We start from the raw sequence: 16,521 nt of genomic DNA, 5'->3' as shown, positions 1-16,521 counted from the left end.
TGCTAAGCATGAACGAAATGAATCAGGAGTATATCGTGATATCCGGTGCAAGGGAGAACAATCTTAAGAACGTATCCTTGCGTATCCCGAAACGAAAAATTACCATCTTCACCGGAGTATCCGGCTCCGGCAAGTCATCCATCGTCTTCGATACGATTGCTGCTGAATCCACGCGGCTGCTGAACGAGAACTTCAGCATGTTCGTGCGAACCTTCCTTCCGCGTTATCCGCAGCCGGATACAGACGGGATCGAGAACCTGAGCATGGCTGTTATCGTAGATCAGAAGCGGCTGGGCGGCGGTTCTCATTCCACGATGGGTACGATAACCGACATCTCGCCTATTCTCCGTCTGCTGTACTCCAGGGTGGGACAGCCCCATGTAGGCGGAGTGAACATGTTCTCGTTCAACGATCCGCAAGGGATGTGTCCCGAATGTAACGGGATCGGCCGCAAGCTGGGGGTCGATATGAGCCGGGCCGTGGACATGTCCAAGTCGTTGAATGATGGAGCCCTCATGCTGCCGGATTATGCAGTCGGCGGCTGGGATTGGAACATGATCGTGCAGGCGGGTGACTTCGATCTGGACAAGAAGCTAAGCGAATATTCAGATGCGGAGCTGGAACAGCTGCTGCACGGCAAGGCCAGGAAAGTGAAGATGGATTTTGCCGGGAAGGCAACTAACATTACGGTAGAAGGTGTTATTGAGAAGTTCACGGGCAAGTATATCAAACAGGATGTGAAGACCAAATCTGAGCGTACGCAAAAAATGGTCGCCCCGTTCATCTCCGAAGGCACCTGCTCCAGCTGCCATGGAGCAAGACTTAGCCAGGCTGCGCTCAGCTGCCGGATCAATGGAAGGAACATTGCGGAGCTGTCCGCTATGGAAGTCGGGCAGCTTATCCGCACCATCCGGGAGATAGAGGAACCTGCCGCAGCTCCGGTCGTCAAGTCGCTGGCGGAGCGGCTGCAGCATCTGGTCGATATCGGGCTGGACTACCTGACGCTGGACCGTGAGACCGATACGCTATCCGGCGGAGAATCACAGCGCGTCAAGATGGTGAAGCATCTAAGCGGCAGCCTGGTGGATGTCACCTACATCTTCGATGAGCCCAGCGTCGGTCTGCACCCGCGGGATGTCCACCGGTTAAATGAGCTGCTGGAGAAGCTTCGCGACAAAGGGAATACCGTCATTGTCGTTGAACATGATCCCGATGTTATCAAGCTGGCGGATCATATTGTCGATGTCGGGCCTCACGCCGGCAGCCGCGGCGGTAATATTGTCTATGAAGGCAGCTTCCAGGGGTTGCTGGAATCAGGAACGCTGACAGGCACTCATATGAAACGTCCGCTTCAGCTGAAGCAGGATTGCAGGGCGTCTTCCGGCAGGCTGTCCATCCAGAATGCCTCTCTGCACAACTTGCAGAATGTAAGTGTGGATATTCCTACAGGAGTACTTACAGTGGTAACAGGTGTCGCAGGCTCGGGCAAAAGTACGCTGATTAATGATGTCTTCCTCAGTCAGCATCCGGATACGATCGTTATTGACCAATCGGCGATTGGCGTCTCAACACGCTCCAATCCCGCTACCTACACGGGGATTATGGATGATGTCCGCAAGGCTTTTGCCGCAGCCAATAAGGTAAATCAAGGGCTGTTCAGCTTCAACTCCAAGGGCGCCTGCGAGAATTGCCAGGGACTTGGTGTCGTGTACACAGACCTTGGTTTCCTCGACAGCGTGAAGCTGCCCTGCGAAGTGTGCGGAGGCAGACGGTTCAAGGAGGAAGTGCTTGCCTACAAGCTGAACGGCAAATCCATTGCCGAGGTGCTGGAGATGACTGTTGAACAGGCTCTTGAGTTCTTCCAGCTCAAAGAGGTGGTGCGCAAGATTCAGGCTATGAGTGATGTGGGGCTAAACTATATTACACTCGGCCAGCCGCTCAGCACGCTCTCGGGCGGAGAATGCCAGCGCATTAAGCTGGCCAGCGAGCTGCATAAGAAAGGCAGCATCTATGTGATGGATGAGCCGACGACCGGCCTGCATATGTCCGACATCGGCCACCTCATGGAGATCATGAACCGGCTGGTGGATGCCGGCAATACGGTGATCGTCATCGAGCATAATCTCGATGTGATCAGCCAGGCAGACTGGATCATCGACATGGGACCGGACGGAGGCAGTAAAGGCGGCGAGGTCATATTCGAGGGCACACCTTCGCAGATTGTTCCTGTGGAGCATTCGATTACGGGAAGATATTTGGCGTAGTTATCGTCTGGAACCCGCATTATATGCGGGTTTTTCTTTATAATGCTATAAATTATTATAGATAACCCCATCTTCAGAGCCAGAAATGAGATTGACCGTAGATAAATAGAAAGATACCATAGAGTTGATGCAATCACCTTTTCTTGGAAATGTGGTTATGTTAGACGTTAACACATGAAGTATAATTCTATTTCACTAAATAAATCGAACTTAAAAATGTCCTGCTCTTTAGAAGCCTACGCCTTCAAATCTATTGAGAGTAAGTAACTAATGTGGAGTCCATAGCAAATAACTGTACTTCGTACAGTTAAATCATGGAGATAAACCTGATTTGACGGTTTAATTGTATTCTGTACAACTAAAAATAGCGGAAAGTCTTCTCTTACGAAATATGATGATTCTAATTGTAGAAAATACAATTAAAACACTCTCAACGCAACAATCGATCGCTTTAGTTGTACATAATACAGTTAAAGCTTACGTGCATGCTCGTTACGGCCAGCCTGCAGTTCAAGCAGGGAATAGGAGGAGTGATAATGTCTAATTACATTGTAAAAATCATACCAAAGCATGAGAAAACCATCCCCGGCGAAAAAGAGAGAAATGCAATTAAAAATCAAATGAGATTAATGACCGTTAACAAAGAAATAAGTGAACAGCTATATAATGAAGTAACATTTATAGATAGTGGATCGAATTTTGAAGGGATTAGATGCAATCATTGTATGACGTATTTAGAACCCGATTGGTGGGTTGAGCAAATGGATACAAAAAGCTCCAACCAGTTTAATGATTTATCAATAATTTCACCTTCACCTTGCTGCGCCTCGGCCTTATCATTAAATGAATTGTATTATATTTGGCCAATGGGTTTTGCAAAATATGTTATTGAGATCATGAATCCCGAAGAAGATGAAGTGATTAGGATTGAACAATTCATAGAAAATATAAATTACAAATTAATAAGAGCGCATTACTAGAAATCCCAAAGTAAATATAGAGGCGATACAACATTAAACTACTCTTTATCTGCAGCCGGAATAAGTGGCGCAGTTTGACTGCTGAGAAGATTTTTGACGGATATAACGGTTACGAAGCAAGGTCGGCAGGCACGGAAGAAGGAGCAAGAATACAGGTGACCGAAGGACATATCGGATGGTCGGATCTGATATTCGTAATGGAGAAGAAGCATACAAGAAGGCTAAGGGACAAATTTGCAGACTCCCTAAGGAACAAACAGGTAATCTGTCTTGATATCCCGGACGACTATAGATTTATGGATGAAGAACTAATAGAAATCCTGAAATCCAGAGTATCCGAATATATTGAAGTTCCTGAATAAAGCAAATACAGAATGAAGTGGAATCGTTGAAAGCGTAAGGTGAACCAATGGACAGAATAGCCAACATCAGATCCGAAGAGAAGAAATATCATGATGACTGTTACGATACATACGACTTATTCAAGCCAGGGTCCTGGCTTCACAGGCCTGTTAAGACGGTGATCAGCCTTTTAGAGGAATATAAGGAGCGGGAATACTTAAGTGTGCTGGATTTGGGATCGGGGATCGGCCGGAACAGCATTCCTATCGCTGAATCTTTGAAGCACAGAAATGGTAAAGTGGTATGCGTTGACCTGCTGGAATCGGCTATAGATAAACTATATCATTACAGCAAGGAATTTGGAGTTGAGCAATACATAGTGGCAAGGTTATCCGATATTGAACAGTTCACCATTGAACCAGATGAGTATGATATTATCGTAGCCGTATCTTCTTTAGAGCATATCAGTTCAGAGCAGGCACTGGAGCGGAAACTGCAGGAAATGAATGCCGGTACGAAACAAAATGGAGCGAATTGTATTATTATCGCGTCGAACATTCATGAAGTTAACCTCGCACAAGCGGAAGAACTCGATCCCATGTTTGAAGTGAATCTAACTACGGCAAGAATGTTCGAGCTGCTGGATCAGCAGTATGCCGGCTGGGAAGTTGAGCAACGCTTCGTAAAACCGCTGGAATATGAAATCAGCAGAAAGGGTGAACCTGTCAGGCTGACTTCGGATTGTATAACGTTTGTGGCTAAGAAGAGCTGATCTCATGGGGATTGGCTTTTTATTTTGAACGCTGACTTGCAAGAGAAATTTCATTATTTCTGTCCAACTGTGACCATACGCACCACCCCTTCTGTTCAATCGTCTACATTAAAAGTATACGGTTGAGTTGTTTCATAAACTTCCGGAATTTGATTTGAATCCTCCTTTTTGTACGGCAGCCGTAATAGAATGAGGTTGCTGATAAGGATTATCAATCAAACATTGGAGGTTAACAAAATGAGTACACAATTCAAACAAATCGCCGGGGATACTTACTGGGTAGGCAAAATAGATAACCGTCAGGTTCCGTTCCACCGCCTGATTCTGGCTAAAGGAACAACCTATAATTCCTATCTGTTAAAAACGGGCAAGCCGACCGTGATTGATACGGTAGATATGGAGTTCGGCCGTGAATATGCCGAGTGTCTCGCCGGTATGATTGACCTCATGGATATTCATTACATCGTAATTAACCATACGGAGCCCGACCATTCCGGCGGCCTGGCAGCCCTTGCATCCCAGGCGCTAAATGCCACGATCGTGTGCACGGAAATCGCTGTGCCGGAACTGCAGGAAATGTATAAGCTGCACAGCTGGAACTTCCTGGTCGTTAAAGATGGCGATACGCTGGATATCGGCGGGAAAACTCTGCTGTTCAAAGAAACGCCGTACCTTCATACTGCCGAGACGATGATCACGTATTGTATCGAGGATCAGATCCTGTTCCCCTGCGATATCTTCAGTACACATGTAGCTGTGGAGAATCTGTTCAGTGATGAAGCGGGATTTGATATCACCGAAGATTACAAGGGCTATTATGCCGCCATTATTCATCCGCACAGAAGATATGTAAGAACACTGCTGGAAGCGGTCAAGGATCTGGATATCCGCATGATTGCCCCATCCCATGGATTCCTGATCCGGGAGGATATCCCTAAATTCATTGATCTGTACGCCACGATGAGCCGCGAAACGACTCAAGGTAAAAAAGCAGTCATCGTATATACCACCATCAAGAACAGCACGAAGAAAATGGCCAAAATCATTCAGGATTGCCTGCAGGAGAATAATATTGGAACAGAAGTCTGGGATGCGGATAAAAGCAGCACTGGGGATATTCTGAACAGCATTGCTTCTGCAGACGCGGTCTTTATCGGCAGCTCTACTAAATATGCGGACATGATCGGGAACTTGGAGGATGTGCTGAAGGAGCTGCAGCATATGAATCTGGAAGGCAAGCTTGCGGCATCTTTTGGCTCGTACGGCTGGAGTGGAGAAGCCATCGAGGTCATTCAGGACTATCTGAACGGAACGAATATGGCCGTGCAAAGCACTTCGGAGGTCATCAAAACCACCGGCATGACACATGTTGAGTTCCCGGTAAGAGTAAGATTCTCCCCTAAAGAGCCAGAGAAGGTCCAGAAAATTAAAAATGCGGCTGAATTTGTATCGGATCTGCTGTTGAGCTCAATTTAGGGAGGAGGAACAACTCATGACGAAGCATTATGTAATCGTTGGAGGCGGCGTATCCGCCGTCCATGCAGCCAAAGCAATCCGCGATCAGGACGCGGAAGCAGAAATATCGATTCTAGGTGAGGAAAGCGGGCTACCGTATAACCGGATTAAGCTGACCAAAGGCCTGTTCACCGACCTGCACAGCGAGAAGGTGCTGATCAAGAAAGAGAAGTGGTACCGGGATAACCGTATAAACGTCAAGACCTCAACTCGGATCACCTCGATCCAGCCGGATCGCCGGATGGTAGAGACAGAAGACGGCCAGCGGGTGGAGTATCATAAGCTGCTGTTGTGTATGGGCGCGAGGAACCGCGCACTCTCTATCGAAGGTGCCGGACTTCACAATGTCCATACTATCAGAGACATGAACGATGCGGACCGGTTAAAAGATAGTCTGAAGGATGGAAGCCGCGTAGCCGTAATTGGCGGAGGTGTCCAGGGCATCGAGACGGCTTGGGCCTTGTTCGAAGCAGGTTACGAGGTAACCGTGATCGAAGCAGCCCCGTCCCTGATGGGCAGACAGCTGGACGGGCACTCCTCCAGCCTTCTTAAGGAGACTCTGGAACAATCCGGAGTGAAGGTGATTCTGCAAGCAGGGATAACCTCTATTACGGGTACAGACTATGTTACCGGAATTACGCTGGACGATGGTTCTAATCTCCCGTGTGACCATGTTGTATACTCTATCGGAATTGTCCCGAACACTGCGCTTGTAAGCGGCTCGGCTATTCAAGTCCGGAACGGCATTATTGTAAACGAACAATTGCAAACCAGTGATCCGAACATCTTTGCTGCCGGTGATGTTGCTGAAATTAACGGGCATGTTGAAGGACTATGGGGCGGCGCAATAGAACAGGGAAGGATTGCCGGCAGCAACATGGCTGACAGTCTGACCGTTTACCGCAGAGCGGTTCCGGTTACTTTGTTTAATGCTTTTGGGATCTCTCTGTTCTCCATTGGCAACACAGATGAACGGCAATGCGATGTGGCGGTCAGCGGAGAAGAGAATGGCGCCTATACGCGGATCTATGTGAAAGATAATACAATCACCGGTGCGTTATCCTGGCAAGGAGCCGCTGCCTCCCTGACGTATAAGTCGGCTGTAGAACAGGGGATCAGCCTGACCGGAATTCATCTTGCCGGCAATAACATAGAAGCCATTATGGCTGAAGTACAATCCCGATTGAACTAAAAAACAAACTATTAGGAGCTGAGAAGAATGAAGAAATACATCTGTACACCCTGCGGCTATATCTATGACCCGGCAATAGGCGATCCTGATGAGGATGTAGCCGCCGGCACCGCGTTTGAAGATTTGCCTGAAGACTGGGTATGTCCGGTCTGCGGAGAGGATACAAGTCACTTCGTAGCAGTTGAAGATAAGAAATCTGTTACTCATTAGAGTAAGAAGCTTCTAAATACTACATTTCAGGGGGAACGGTATGAAAGAGCACTCCTGCCAGCACGCCGCAGAACCTTGTACACGCAAGGTACCGATTTTTGCTGCATTGACGGACGATGACCTCACCAGAATTAGCGCCATGATTAAGCACCGCAAGTTTACCAAAGGTCAGCCGTTAATTCTTGAAGGGGCGCCGTCAGATACGCTGTACATTATTCAACAGGGGCATGTGAAGCTATCCAAAATAACTCCTGAAGGCAAGGAACAAATCCTGCACATTCTGACGAATGGGGATTTCTTCGGAGAGCTCAGTATTTTTAACAGTGATGAGCTTAGTAATTTTAACGCATATGCCCTGAAAGACACTAATATTTGTATGCTGACCCGGAATGATATGGAGCATTTAATGACGGATAATCCGGAGATCTCTCTACGGCTGCTGAAAAGTGTAACCAAAAGACTCGCCCATACGGAGAATCTGGCGCAGAGCCTGGCGACCAAAGATCCGGAGATCCGGATTGCCTGCATGATCATGGAACTCAGTGACAAATACGGCAAGCGGCATGGAAGCCGTATTCATATTGATCTTCCGCTGTCCCGTGAAGAGCTGGCTAGTTATGTCGGGGTGACCCGCGAGACCATTAGCAGGAAGTTCTCCAGGTTTGAGGATTCGGGCCTGATCAAGCTGATTGGTAACAAGCAGATGGTGCTCATGGATCCGGCCGGTGTGGAGAAGTATATGGGAAATTGAATATTATAAAAGCGGCATTTCCACCAGTAGATAATGGGGAGATGCCGCTTTTTAAGCATGAAATAGTTAGGATGTAGTCTGCTGCAACAATTGTCCATCCCCAAACGCTATGTCCAGCAGCATAATCTCTGCTCTTCTGCTGACAGCATGATTCCCCAGCTTAACATCAATGATGAAGTCATTGCTCAGCATCTGGCGGTACCGGGCGATAATGTCCTCTTCCGGCAATTCAGCCATCTGTTTCGTTTCCGGCGGGATGACCTGTATTCCGGACTGCTCAACTTGCCTAATATTGCGTTTAATATCAGCAGCAAGCTTGCTCAATGTACTGTCGCTTCTTGCAGTCTCCAAATCCACCATACCCGTACCATCCTCCGTATAAAAGTGCTTGTTGACTGCTGCCAGGGCAGCGTGTGAGATATGGAAGGCCTTTATATCCGGTTCGATTATATTAGTTAGACCTGCCTGATCAAGTAGTCCGGCAAGACGATTCACTCTTTCGGTCGTCTGTCCATTGATTTCACCAAATATAGTCCCTTGCCCAGGCTCCGTTCCAAACTGGGCGTAGAGCACACCGTCTTTGAGGTCTCCGCCAGCACCAGGGAAGCCTGGGAGCAGCCGCTCGCCTACGATTTCAAGCCAGGATTCATAACCTACCGTGTTGGTCAACGTAATAATGGTTTGGCTTCTGTTATTCTTAATCGCCTCAAGAGCAGACTCCGCCTGATCATACCGGACCGGAACAAAGATGAAATCATAGATGTCATCGTTATCGAGCTCCGCAATTACCTTCACCTGAATTTGCTGTATCGTGCCTTTCTCATTGTATTGCAGACCCTTCTTCTGGAGGGCATTCAGCCGCTTGCCCCGGGCCAGTAAGGTAACGTCAAGTCCTGACCGTGCGAACCGGAGTGCGTACACACTGCCAATCACTCCAGCGCCAACGATTAATATTCTGTCTGATTGTATATTCAAGTTCATCTGTCCTTTCAATTAGGTAACACACATTGTTTAAACAACACATGTCTGATACGATTGATGATAGTCCGGCATCCTGTTGAATTCAATCGGCAGACTCGGGGATAAGTCGGTTAAACAACATAGATTAAGATTTGATGTCTAAGAGGGGAAGTTAGCGATGGTTAACCAGATAGATCCAAGGGTTGTGCGCACAGGGCAGCTGATCAGAGAAGCCTTCCGTGAGTTGCTGCGGCTGAGAAGCTTCGATACAATCACCATCAAAGATATCGCAGAGAGAGCTACCATTAACCGCGCCACATTTTACACTCATTACGAGGATAAATATGCGTTGCTGGATGAAATCATCGAACAGGCTTTCCGCAAGATGATTCCCGGACCCGTGGAGCATGCGCTGGAGTTCACAGATGAAATATGTAACGAGCTGATCCTTATGACTTACCGGTACATTTTGGATTTTTTTGAGATCTGCCGGATGGATTCCAAATCGATTGCTACGCTGGTGGACGAGAAGATCAAGCAGCTGCTGCAGCAGATTATTGAGCGCATTTTTGTAAAAGGAGATCATCCCCATACAGCAGACCCCAATCAGACAACAATCCTGGCGGCCATGACAGGGTCAGCGATCTATAGCGCAGCGTATCAATGGTTCAAAGCCGGGGAGAAGGAACGGACGGATCTGCTTGTTGATCTGGTACGCCCCTATGTGATGAACGGTCTGGGCCTACATTATATATAACAATAAGCTGCTCGTGTTCAGGCACAGGGACTACCCGGAAGCTGGTGTGCAGGTTCCTGCCGGGACTGTAGAATCGGGCGAGAGTGTAGTAACGGCATTATTCCGGGAGATACTGGAGGAATCAGGAATAACGAAGGATGAGCTGCGGCTAGTCAAGCATTTGAAGACGTATCTGTACTACGCGGCGTATAAACAACAACATCATGAAAGACATGTGTATCAGTTAGAGTTAATTCAAGAGCGCCCGGCCCGGTGGGAACATACTATAGAAGCATCCGGAGAAGATTCGGGTCTAACCTTTGAATATTTCTGGATTCCGGTACATGAAGCTGAACTCGCCGGCGGGCAGGGAGACGGTTTAGAATTATGCTGTTAGATTGCGCTGTAATTAAAAATGTGGATTTCAATGACCCTAACTGTTAATATAATAATATTTGCAAAAGTTAAGGTTACAGGAAAATGAGGACGACGGAATGAAGAAGATTGTCAGCCATAAAGCTTATTTTATCGGAATGCATGTACTAATATTTATCCTCTTATTTACAACACTGTACGCTTCCTTCCCGGCCATCCGGGTTAAAGTGAAAGAAATCATCGATCCGGCGGAAAAAGTATATACGATCGCCCACCGTGGTGCGTCCGGATATGCTCCGGAGAACACGATGCCGGCCTTCGAGCTGGCGCATGAAATGGATTCCGACTCGATTGAGCTGGATATCCACCTGACCAAGGATCAGATTCCTGTTGTCATCCATGATGATACAGTCAACCGCACGACCAATAGCAAAGGGTATGTAAGGAACATGACGCTGGAGCAGATCAAACAGCTGGATGCCGGATCGTGGTTCAATAAGGCGTATCCGATGTTTGCCAGAGAAATATATGCAGGGACCACCATCCCCACCCTCGATGAGGTATTCGAAACCTTTGGCAAAGAGATCAGCTATGTTCTTGAAATCAAGGAATCAACGCCGAAGATTAATATTGAAGTCCTCTTGAATGAATACATTAAGAAATATGATCTGGAAAAAGTAGTGGCTATCCATTCATTCAGCGCAGCCAGTCTGCGGAAGTTCCATTCCATCAACCCGGATATTCCGTTGTACCAGCTCGTATGGAATGATTATACCTCGGTAAGACTTACTGAAGCTTATCTGGCAGATGTGAAGTCCTATGCTGTCGGCATCAGCCCGAATTTCCAGGGGACCAGCGCGTCTTATGTGGCGCAGATAAAGCGGGCGGGACTTAAGGTCATGCCCTATACCATTAATTATCAGCTCAATATGGATAAAGCTTATTCTTGGGGTGTAGATGGAGTCTATACCAATTTTCCTGACCGTTTCCATGAAGTCATTGAGACGAACAGGAAGAACGCGAACTGGTAACTTAGCAGAGCGTGTGGAGAGAGCGTAGTGAAAATGCGGATTTTCTCATTTCATAGCACAGGGTCCAATTCTTGTTCTTAACGGAGCAAGAGTTGGACCCTGTGTGTATATTGGACAAGAAGAGCAGGTTTCTTACAACGAACTAAACACAATATTACGCAGCTTGCGAGTGACCGGCAGTGTGCCGGCATCTTTTTTCTGGATCATGAACAGGAAGGTCAGGCCGTCCTGCGGACTGTTGGTGAAATAAGCTCCCAGCCAGCCGTCCCAGCCGTATTCACCCTGGCCGCCGATCACTCCGGCTTTTCCGGTGTCTTTCAGGATACGCATCTGGTTGCCATAGCTATACCCCTGCAGGGAATGCCAGGTATCGAAGCCTTTTTGCTGCCCATCGCTTAGAACAGCTGTAGTCATATATTGAACGGTTCTAGGCTTGAGCAGCTGAACGCCGTTCAAGCTGCCCTGGTTCATCAGCATGGTGGTGAACTTGGCAGCATCGTCAATCGTTGAGACCAGGCCCGCTCCGCCTGACTCGTAGGCCGGTTCCCGGTCCATATGATGGTAGATGCCCAGATGGCTCTCCGCATACAGCTTCAAGCCGCCTTCGCCGTCCTCCTGGTAGACTCTGGCCAGGCGGTTTCCTTTGTCTTCAGGCAGCCAGAAGCCGGTATCCTGCATTTGCAGCGGGCTGAATATTTCCTTCTGCAAAAATTCTCCGTACCGCATGCCGCTAACCGCTTCCACAATGGCTCCCAGAACATCCGCTGAGGTCCCGTACTGCCAGAACGAACCCGGCTCGAACGAAAGCGGGCCTTCACCCAGACGGGTGGCGAATTCCATGGTGCTCATCCGGTTATCGCCGTGCAAGCGGCTGTCCAGCTCCTGGAACAAAGCCTCCGTATGCAGAGCGGCTTTGTCTGTTCCTCCTCCGTATACCAGTCCCGAGGTCATATTCAGCAGATCATGAATGACAACCTCCCGGCTGACAGGCACCAGTTCTCCGTTCTTTTCGACCAGCTGGTTCTTGAACCCTGGAATATAACGGCTTACCGGATCGAACAAATCGATCTGTCCGCGCTCAAGCAGCAGCATGATGGCGGCAGATGTAACCGGTTTCGTCATCGAGTATAGACGGAAGATCGAATCCCGGGTGATAGGACGTCCCGCTTCGACATCGGCTAAGCCGTCTTCGTGATAGAACACCTCGCGGCCGTCCTTGATGACCATCAGGTTCGCACCTGCAATTTCCTGGTTACCGATACTTGCACTCAATGTTTTTTTCAATAGGCTGGTTGTGTTTGAATCTAGCATGTTTCTAAAGTCTCCTTTTCCGGATAAGTTCCCTGAAGCCAAATCAGATATTGTCATTACACTCCTTGAAAATTTTAAACTCTTTTGGACAGGTTGTATAGAGGCCAGAATTTCAATCTGAATATCCGGTACATTTGGTGGCACACTGATTATAGGTATAATAAACGCAGTCTCTCTTTTAACCCTTTCCAGATTTCCTCCGGCGCTTCCTTAAGTCTGATATCCCCGCCCAGGAAAAGCAGCCAGTTTATGATTTCCGCCAGTTCGTCGGGCATATCCGCATGGATATACGTCTTGAGAATGGCTGTGCTCTGGTAAGGATTCGTATAGGAGAGCGATACCTTCAATGGATGATATTTTTTGAATTGGGCAATCGCCTTGGGGCCGAGTTCAAGAACGAGGTTGACTTCTTCTTCCTGACTCTTCAGTTTTTCCAGGATCTTTTTCCTGCTTAATCTTTTTTTATCCGGATTTAGGACAACATCGGTGACTTGGTCCACAGGAATAATCCGCTTCCTTTCATCGTTTAAGTCGAAGGCCTCGATCAGCCACTGGCTTTTCTCACGATAGAGGCGCAAAAGATAAACGGGATAAGCTTGGATGATCCTCGCTACTTCGCTGGAAATCAGCAAATAGCGGTCCACCAGCAGGATCTGGATCAGCTTCTCCAGCATGGGGTGGGGGAGATCAGACAGATCAAGCAGGTCAGGATTGTTCGGGTTGGTCCCTTCAAACAGCAGAATTTGATTCAGAAGAAACAGGTCCTCCTGCTGGTTCTCCGAGACGAGTCCGAGTAATTTTTCCGTTAGAGACTGACGGCTCTTGAGATAAGGGAGCTGCCCGTTTCTTGTGGCCATGAAGGCAATGAACAGGGCTTTGAGCTCATTATCTGTAAACCGGACCACGGGAAGGACAGAATTGCGCATCACAGAATACCCGCCATCCCGTCCAACTTCAGCGACAAGCGGCATCCCCAGCGCCTCGATTTCCCGGATATCCCGAATCGCAGTCGAACGGGAGATATTAAATTCCTGCATGATTTCAGTAATAGTAAAGTGGGCCCGGTTGTTAATATACCGCATGATCACATTTACCCGTTCAACTTTTTTCATCGCGTCTCCTAAACAGTTTCATTTTATGACATGATTTAAGACTATCATATACATATCAAGACAAGAAGACAAATTTCAAATACAAAGGATGGTTGCAGACATGGCAAATTACACGTTAGAGGAAAAAGACAGCTTCATCGTTATCGGCTTGGGCACGGAGCTTAAGAGCGATTACACGGACTATGCAGGTATTAACAAAGAAAAGTCAGACTTCTGGCAGGCCGTCAGTGAAGATGGAAGGCTCGATAAGTTGAAGGCGATGGCCGTGAACGACTATATTTTTGCCGTGAGTGAAGCGGTGAACAACAAAATGATGTATTATGCGGGTGTCATGACCGAAGCAGCTGCGCCGGAAGAGGCCAGAGTTATCCAGTTTCCTAAGGGTAAATACCTGGTGGTTAGAGGGGAAGCGGCAACGGCTGATGAACTGAATAATAAGCTCGCCGGAGTTGCTTTTGGTCAAGCTCTGCCGGAAGCGAAGGATGTCGCCTATGTGGGCGGGCCCAATACATCGGTTGAGATGGGGCAGCAGGATGGACAGGTTGTAGGTGAAATGTGGATTCCTGTTGTAAGTAAATAACGGGTTAGCCGAGGAGGAAGTGCAATGTCTTATATCGTTGATTTCAAAGAGGTGTCTACGGCCGGCTTGGAGTCGTCACCTGTAGTGGATGCACTTGCAGGATTGCGTGCGAATGAAGCGCGTTACTTCATGAATAAGTACAAGCATGAGTTCACGGTTGTCCCGGCCAGCGAAAGCCAGGAGACCCTGGATTATGTGAATGGAATTCTGAAAAAAGAACGTGATCTTGAATTTTCGGCCAAGCCTTTGGAGACCTCGCGGTTTCAGGTAGAGAATATCCGGTTTGCTTACGTCTTTTATGAGGACGGACTGGCGCTTAACGTGATGTATACCGTGGATGATCCCAAGAAGCGGGCTGTCGGATTCAAGCTCTCTGAGGGCATGGAGATTCCCAAGGAGCTGGAGACAAAGTTCAAATTCGCCAGGCAGAAGTCTAAGCTGGCCGGAACGATCCGGGGCTCGTTCTTCGTCATCAAAGGCGAATACTGAACCAGCTGATAAAGCTGTGACTGAACCGTTAAAGATAGGTTTTCGCCTAATCGGGTTAATAATAGGTACGCATTTGGATATCCTATTCCCATAACCCGGAAGAAACGAGGCGATAAGCATGTCAACTTTGGATAAAAGTCATCAGGAAGCTGTCGAGACGGTCAGAGACCTTATCAAAGGGATTGATACAGCGATGTTCACGACGATCTCACCCGAAGGCCTGGTATCCCGTCCCATGAAGACACAGGAAGTCGAGTTTGACGGAGACCTGTGGTTCCTGACCAAGAAGGACACCAGCAAGTTCGATGAGATCCTCCATGATCCGAGGGTTAATGTTGTGTATGCTGACAAATCCTATGTCTCCATCCGCGGAACCGCCAGGATTGTCGAGGATCTGGAGAAGAAAAAAGAATTCTGGAGTGCAGGCTATAACACGTTCCTGAAGACCACCTATGATGACCCGAACGTGATCCTGATTCAGGTTCATGCCGAAGCTGCTGAATACTGGAAGAGCGGTAATCTGGCCGAGATGGCGACTTATATGTTCAAACGAATCACCAATCGGGACACAGAGAAGTCGGATCTGAACAAGACGGTTGAATTGGAATAACGGAATCAGCGGAATCCGTCAATTCCCCACCTCGACCACACATTTTTTAAAGTTGAAGGCTATTAATACTTCAGACTAAAAGAAGGAAGCTCATAATGAGTTTCCTTCTTTTGTAATCTCTATTTTAAACGGCTCTAATTTCCCATTAACAAATGCATATCTAATGATTGCATCCCCTAAATAATTACCTGTTGAAATCTGAATGGGTAGCTCCGCAATAAGCTGATTATCCTTTATTCCAAATCTCAATATATTCTGAACCGTCGGTTGCTCAAACCAATCGTTTGAATCGCTCTCACTGAATTCAAATAAGTGCTCCTGACCATCAACCGAAACCGTATACTGTCGAATTTCCTTATCTGTTTTTAGATCAACTTTAAGATTGCTTAGAACGGATTCTCTTGGATCTGAAACTGATATTTCTGTAAAATCTGATTTAAGCACATGCACTTCCGAATCATGTACTCCAGTCCCTGCGCCTTTTGTCAGAACAATGACAATTTCATCTTCTCCATCTGCATCTAAATCAATGACCGATATTTGAGGATAGAAGGAGGGGTTCGTTACATTGATCCAATTGAATGTTTTCGTTTCTCCATTTATTACAACATCTAATGACGAAAATATGTCTTTTTGTGATTTTTCTTGAACACCATAAATAGCAATTTTCTTATCTAAAGTCTCGGATAGTAGTGTATTGGGAATTGATGTAGCTGGTGTTGACGCATTTCCATCAATCTTTACCGGACTTGAAGACTGATTATTTGCCCCACATCCGGATAACAAAATAGCTCCTACCATTGTGACAATCATGATTTTTTTCAAAAATATATCCTCCATTTACATTTTTTTAAGTATATACATTCTTATAATTCAATAAGTTTAAAAAATGTATTTTGTTTTTTAAAAAAAAGTAACATTTCAATTTACGCTTACTTGTAATTGCCAGAAAAGATGGCTGTTTTTCCGCCTTAGAGCCGGTATGTAAAAAGAAAAAGACTTTCCCCTGAAGGAAAGTCCTTTTAGTGTGTACGATAGAGAATCTAACCTCAAGCCCCAACCGACACCATGCCCCATTGTGGTAAGTGTAGTCATAATAGGAGTCGCAACAACTGATTCTATACCGGTGAATGGGGAGTCTTAGGGAAGGAAGGAAGGGAAAAGTAAAGAAGTAAAGAAGTAAAGAATTATTGTAAGCATAAATGTTGTACGTTTTACAACTTTGATTCCTGGATTGCCGGGTGTTCGGGAGGATTGTTGTATGAAATACAAGAATATCCCACCAAAGTCG

At 47.0% G+C, this 16,521-nt stretch carries 18 protein-coding genes; 14 read left to right on the top strand and 4 right to left on the bottom strand.

The window, feature by feature from the left end; genetic code table 11:
* Positions 1-8 precede the first annotated feature (8 nt).
* The 8 genes from NSU14_RS14295 (at position 9) to NSU14_RS14260 (ending at position 8,026) form a co-directional block, all read left to right on the top strand.
* On the top strand, positions 9-2,264 hold the full coding sequence (locus NSU14_RS14295; protein ID WP_340945685.1) for an excinuclease ABC subunit UvrA: 2,256 nt from the start codon (positions 9-11) through the stop codon (positions 2,262-2,264).
* A gap of 536 nt (positions 2,265-2,800) precedes the next feature.
* Entirely contained in the window at positions 2,801-3,244 is a 444-nt protein-coding gene (locus tag NSU14_RS14290) for a hypothetical protein (RefSeq protein ID WP_340945683.1), read from the top strand.
* A 32-nt stretch (positions 3,245-3,276) separates the two neighbouring features.
* Complete coding sequence (locus tag NSU14_RS14285) at positions 3,277-3,606, top strand: low molecular weight protein tyrosine phosphatase family protein (protein WP_042236460.1); 330 nt, start codon at positions 3,277-3,279, stop codon at positions 3,604-3,606.
* Between the two features lie 47 nt (positions 3,607-3,653).
* Positions 3,654-4,358: a class I SAM-dependent methyltransferase gene (locus NSU14_RS14280; RefSeq protein WP_042137305.1), complete on the top strand. Its 705-nt coding sequence runs from the start codon at positions 3,654-3,656 to the stop codon at positions 4,356-4,358.
* A gap of 237 nt (positions 4,359-4,595) precedes the next feature.
* The gene (locus NSU14_RS14275) at positions 4,596-5,834 is read left to right on the top strand and encodes an FprA family A-type flavoprotein (RefSeq protein WP_340945680.1); all 1,239 of its coding nucleotides are present in this window, start codon (positions 4,596-4,598) and stop codon (positions 5,832-5,834) included.
* Between the two features lie 16 nt (positions 5,835-5,850).
* Positions 5,851-7,065, top strand: coding sequence for an NAD(P)/FAD-dependent oxidoreductase (locus NSU14_RS14270; RefSeq protein ID WP_340945677.1), 1,215 nt, complete (start codon positions 5,851-5,853; stop codon positions 7,063-7,065).
* A 27-nt stretch (positions 7,066-7,092) separates the two neighbouring features.
* Positions 7,093-7,275 carry a rubredoxin gene (gene rd / locus NSU14_RS14265; protein ID WP_039307922.1) on the top strand — a complete coding sequence of 61 codons (183 nt, stop codon included), beginning with the start codon at positions 7,093-7,095 and terminating at the stop codon, positions 7,273-7,275.
* 40 nt (positions 7,276-7,315) lie between these two features.
* Positions 7,316-8,026 carry a Crp/Fnr family transcriptional regulator gene (locus tag NSU14_RS14260; RefSeq protein WP_340945674.1) on the top strand — a complete coding sequence of 237 codons (711 nt, stop codon included), beginning with the start codon at positions 7,316-7,318 and terminating at the stop codon, positions 8,024-8,026.
* A gap of 66 nt (positions 8,027-8,092) precedes the next feature.
* On the opposite strand, the gene NSU14_RS14255 is transcribed toward NSU14_RS14260, so the two are convergent.
* Entirely contained in the window at positions 8,093-9,001 is a 909-nt protein-coding gene (locus tag NSU14_RS14255; protein ID WP_340945671.1) for a ketopantoate reductase family protein, read from the bottom strand.
* Positions 9,002-9,164: 163 nt separating this feature from the next.
* Here NSU14_RS14255 and NSU14_RS14250 point away from each other — a divergent pair, with 163 nt between their 5' ends.
* The 3 genes from NSU14_RS14250 to NSU14_RS14240 all read left to right on the top strand — a co-directional run bounded on the left by NSU14_RS14250 (position 9,165) and on the right by NSU14_RS14240 (position 11,128).
* On the top strand, positions 9,165-9,743 hold the full coding sequence (locus NSU14_RS14250; RefSeq protein WP_076245864.1) for a TetR/AcrR family transcriptional regulator: 579 nt from the start codon (positions 9,165-9,167) through the stop codon (positions 9,741-9,743).
* A gap of 13 nt (positions 9,744-9,756) precedes the next feature.
* Positions 9,757-10,119, top strand: coding sequence for an NUDIX domain-containing protein (locus tag NSU14_RS14245; protein ID WP_231575384.1), 363 nt, complete (start codon positions 9,757-9,759; stop codon positions 10,117-10,119).
* A 97-nt stretch (positions 10,120-10,216) separates the two neighbouring features.
* Positions 10,217-11,128 carry a glycerophosphodiester phosphodiesterase family protein gene (locus NSU14_RS14240; RefSeq protein WP_340945667.1) on the top strand — a complete coding sequence of 304 codons (912 nt, stop codon included), beginning with the start codon at positions 10,217-10,219 and terminating at the stop codon, positions 11,126-11,128.
* 132 nt (positions 11,129-11,260) lie between these two features.
* On the opposite strand, the gene NSU14_RS14235 is transcribed toward NSU14_RS14240, so the two are convergent.
* Both NSU14_RS14235 and NSU14_RS14230 read right to left on the bottom strand, forming a co-directional pair.
* Positions 11,261-12,439, bottom strand: a complete 1,179-nt coding sequence (locus NSU14_RS14235; RefSeq protein WP_340945664.1) for a serine hydrolase domain-containing protein — start codon at positions 12,437-12,439, stop codon at positions 11,261-11,263.
* Positions 12,440-12,588: 149 nt separating this feature from the next.
* A complete protein-coding gene (locus tag NSU14_RS14230; protein WP_336100404.1) occupies positions 12,589-13,551 on the bottom strand; it encodes a helix-turn-helix transcriptional regulator in 963 nt (320 codons plus the stop codon).
* A gap of 100 nt (positions 13,552-13,651) precedes the next feature.
* On the opposite strand from NSU14_RS14230, the gene NSU14_RS14225 reads away from it, so the two are divergent.
* The 3 genes from NSU14_RS14225 to NSU14_RS14215 all read left to right on the top strand — a co-directional run bounded on the left by NSU14_RS14225 (position 13,652) and on the right by NSU14_RS14215 (position 15,230).
* Positions 13,652-14,131: a GyrI-like domain-containing protein gene (locus NSU14_RS14225; protein WP_042137324.1), complete on the top strand. Its 480-nt coding sequence runs from the start codon at positions 13,652-13,654 to the stop codon at positions 14,129-14,131.
* 24 nt (positions 14,132-14,155) lie between these two features.
* Positions 14,156-14,620 carry a hypothetical protein gene (locus NSU14_RS14220; protein ID WP_042137326.1) on the top strand — a complete coding sequence of 155 codons (465 nt, stop codon included), beginning with the start codon at positions 14,156-14,158 and terminating at the stop codon, positions 14,618-14,620.
* A gap of 118 nt (positions 14,621-14,738) precedes the next feature.
* Positions 14,739-15,230, top strand: coding sequence for a pyridoxamine 5'-phosphate oxidase family protein (locus NSU14_RS14215; RefSeq protein WP_042137328.1), 492 nt, complete (start codon positions 14,739-14,741; stop codon positions 15,228-15,230).
* 90 nt (positions 15,231-15,320) lie between these two features.
* Here the strand turns inward: NSU14_RS14215 and NSU14_RS14210 are convergent, their stop codons facing one another.
* Complete coding sequence (locus NSU14_RS14210; protein WP_340945659.1) at positions 15,321-16,055, bottom strand: hypothetical protein; 735 nt, start codon at positions 16,053-16,055, stop codon at positions 15,321-15,323.
* Between the last annotated feature and the right edge of the window lie 466 nt (positions 16,056-16,521).

It is taken from the genome of Paenibacillus sp. FSL R10-2771 (genome assembly GCF_038000205.1).
Taxonomy (GTDB): Bacteria; Bacillota; Bacilli; order Paenibacillales; family Paenibacillaceae; genus Paenibacillus_AQ; species Paenibacillus_AQ phytohabitans.
Note: the sequence above shows the minus strand (reverse complement) of the source record. Positions and strands in the feature narration are given on the sequence as shown.

Coding starts and splice junctions, on each gene's coding strand:
- NSU14_RS14290 (WP_340945683.1), top strand. CDS start 2,801: ATGTCTAATTACATTGTAAAAATCATACCAAAGCATGAGAAAACCATC.
- NSU14_RS14275 (WP_340945680.1), top strand. CDS start 4,596: ATGAGTACACAATTCAAACAAATCGCCGGGGATACTTACTGGGTAGGC.
- rd (WP_039307922.1), top strand. CDS start 7,093: ATGAAGAAATACATCTGTACACCCTGCGGCTATATCTATGACCCGGCA.
- NSU14_RS14235 (WP_340945664.1), bottom strand. CDS start 12,439: ATGCTAGATTCAAACACAACCAGCCTATTGAAAAAAACATTGAGTGCA.
- NSU14_RS14250 (WP_076245864.1), top strand. CDS start 9,165: ATGGTTAACCAGATAGATCCAAGGGTTGTGCGCACAGGGCAGCTGATC.
- NSU14_RS14225 (WP_042137324.1), top strand. CDS start 13,652: ATGGCAAATTACACGTTAGAGGAAAAAGACAGCTTCATCGTTATCGGC.
- NSU14_RS14295 (WP_340945685.1), top strand. CDS start 9: ATGAACGAAATGAATCAGGAGTATATCGTGATATCCGGTGCAAGGGAG.
- NSU14_RS14260 (WP_340945674.1), top strand. CDS start 7,316: ATGAAAGAGCACTCCTGCCAGCACGCCGCAGAACCTTGTACACGCAAG.
- NSU14_RS14280 (WP_042137305.1), top strand. CDS start 3,654: ATGGACAGAATAGCCAACATCAGATCCGAAGAGAAGAAATATCATGAT.
- NSU14_RS14270 (WP_340945677.1), top strand. CDS start 5,851: ATGACGAAGCATTATGTAATCGTTGGAGGCGGCGTATCCGCCGTCCAT.
- NSU14_RS14240 (WP_340945667.1), top strand. CDS start 10,217: ATGAAGAAGATTGTCAGCCATAAAGCTTATTTTATCGGAATGCATGTA.
- NSU14_RS14215 (WP_042137328.1), top strand. CDS start 14,739: ATGTCAACTTTGGATAAAAGTCATCAGGAAGCTGTCGAGACGGTCAGA.
- NSU14_RS14230 (WP_336100404.1), bottom strand. CDS start 13,551: ATGAAAAAAGTTGAACGGGTAAATGTGATCATGCGGTATATTAACAAC.
- NSU14_RS14220 (WP_042137326.1), top strand. CDS start 14,156: ATGTCTTATATCGTTGATTTCAAAGAGGTGTCTACGGCCGGCTTGGAG.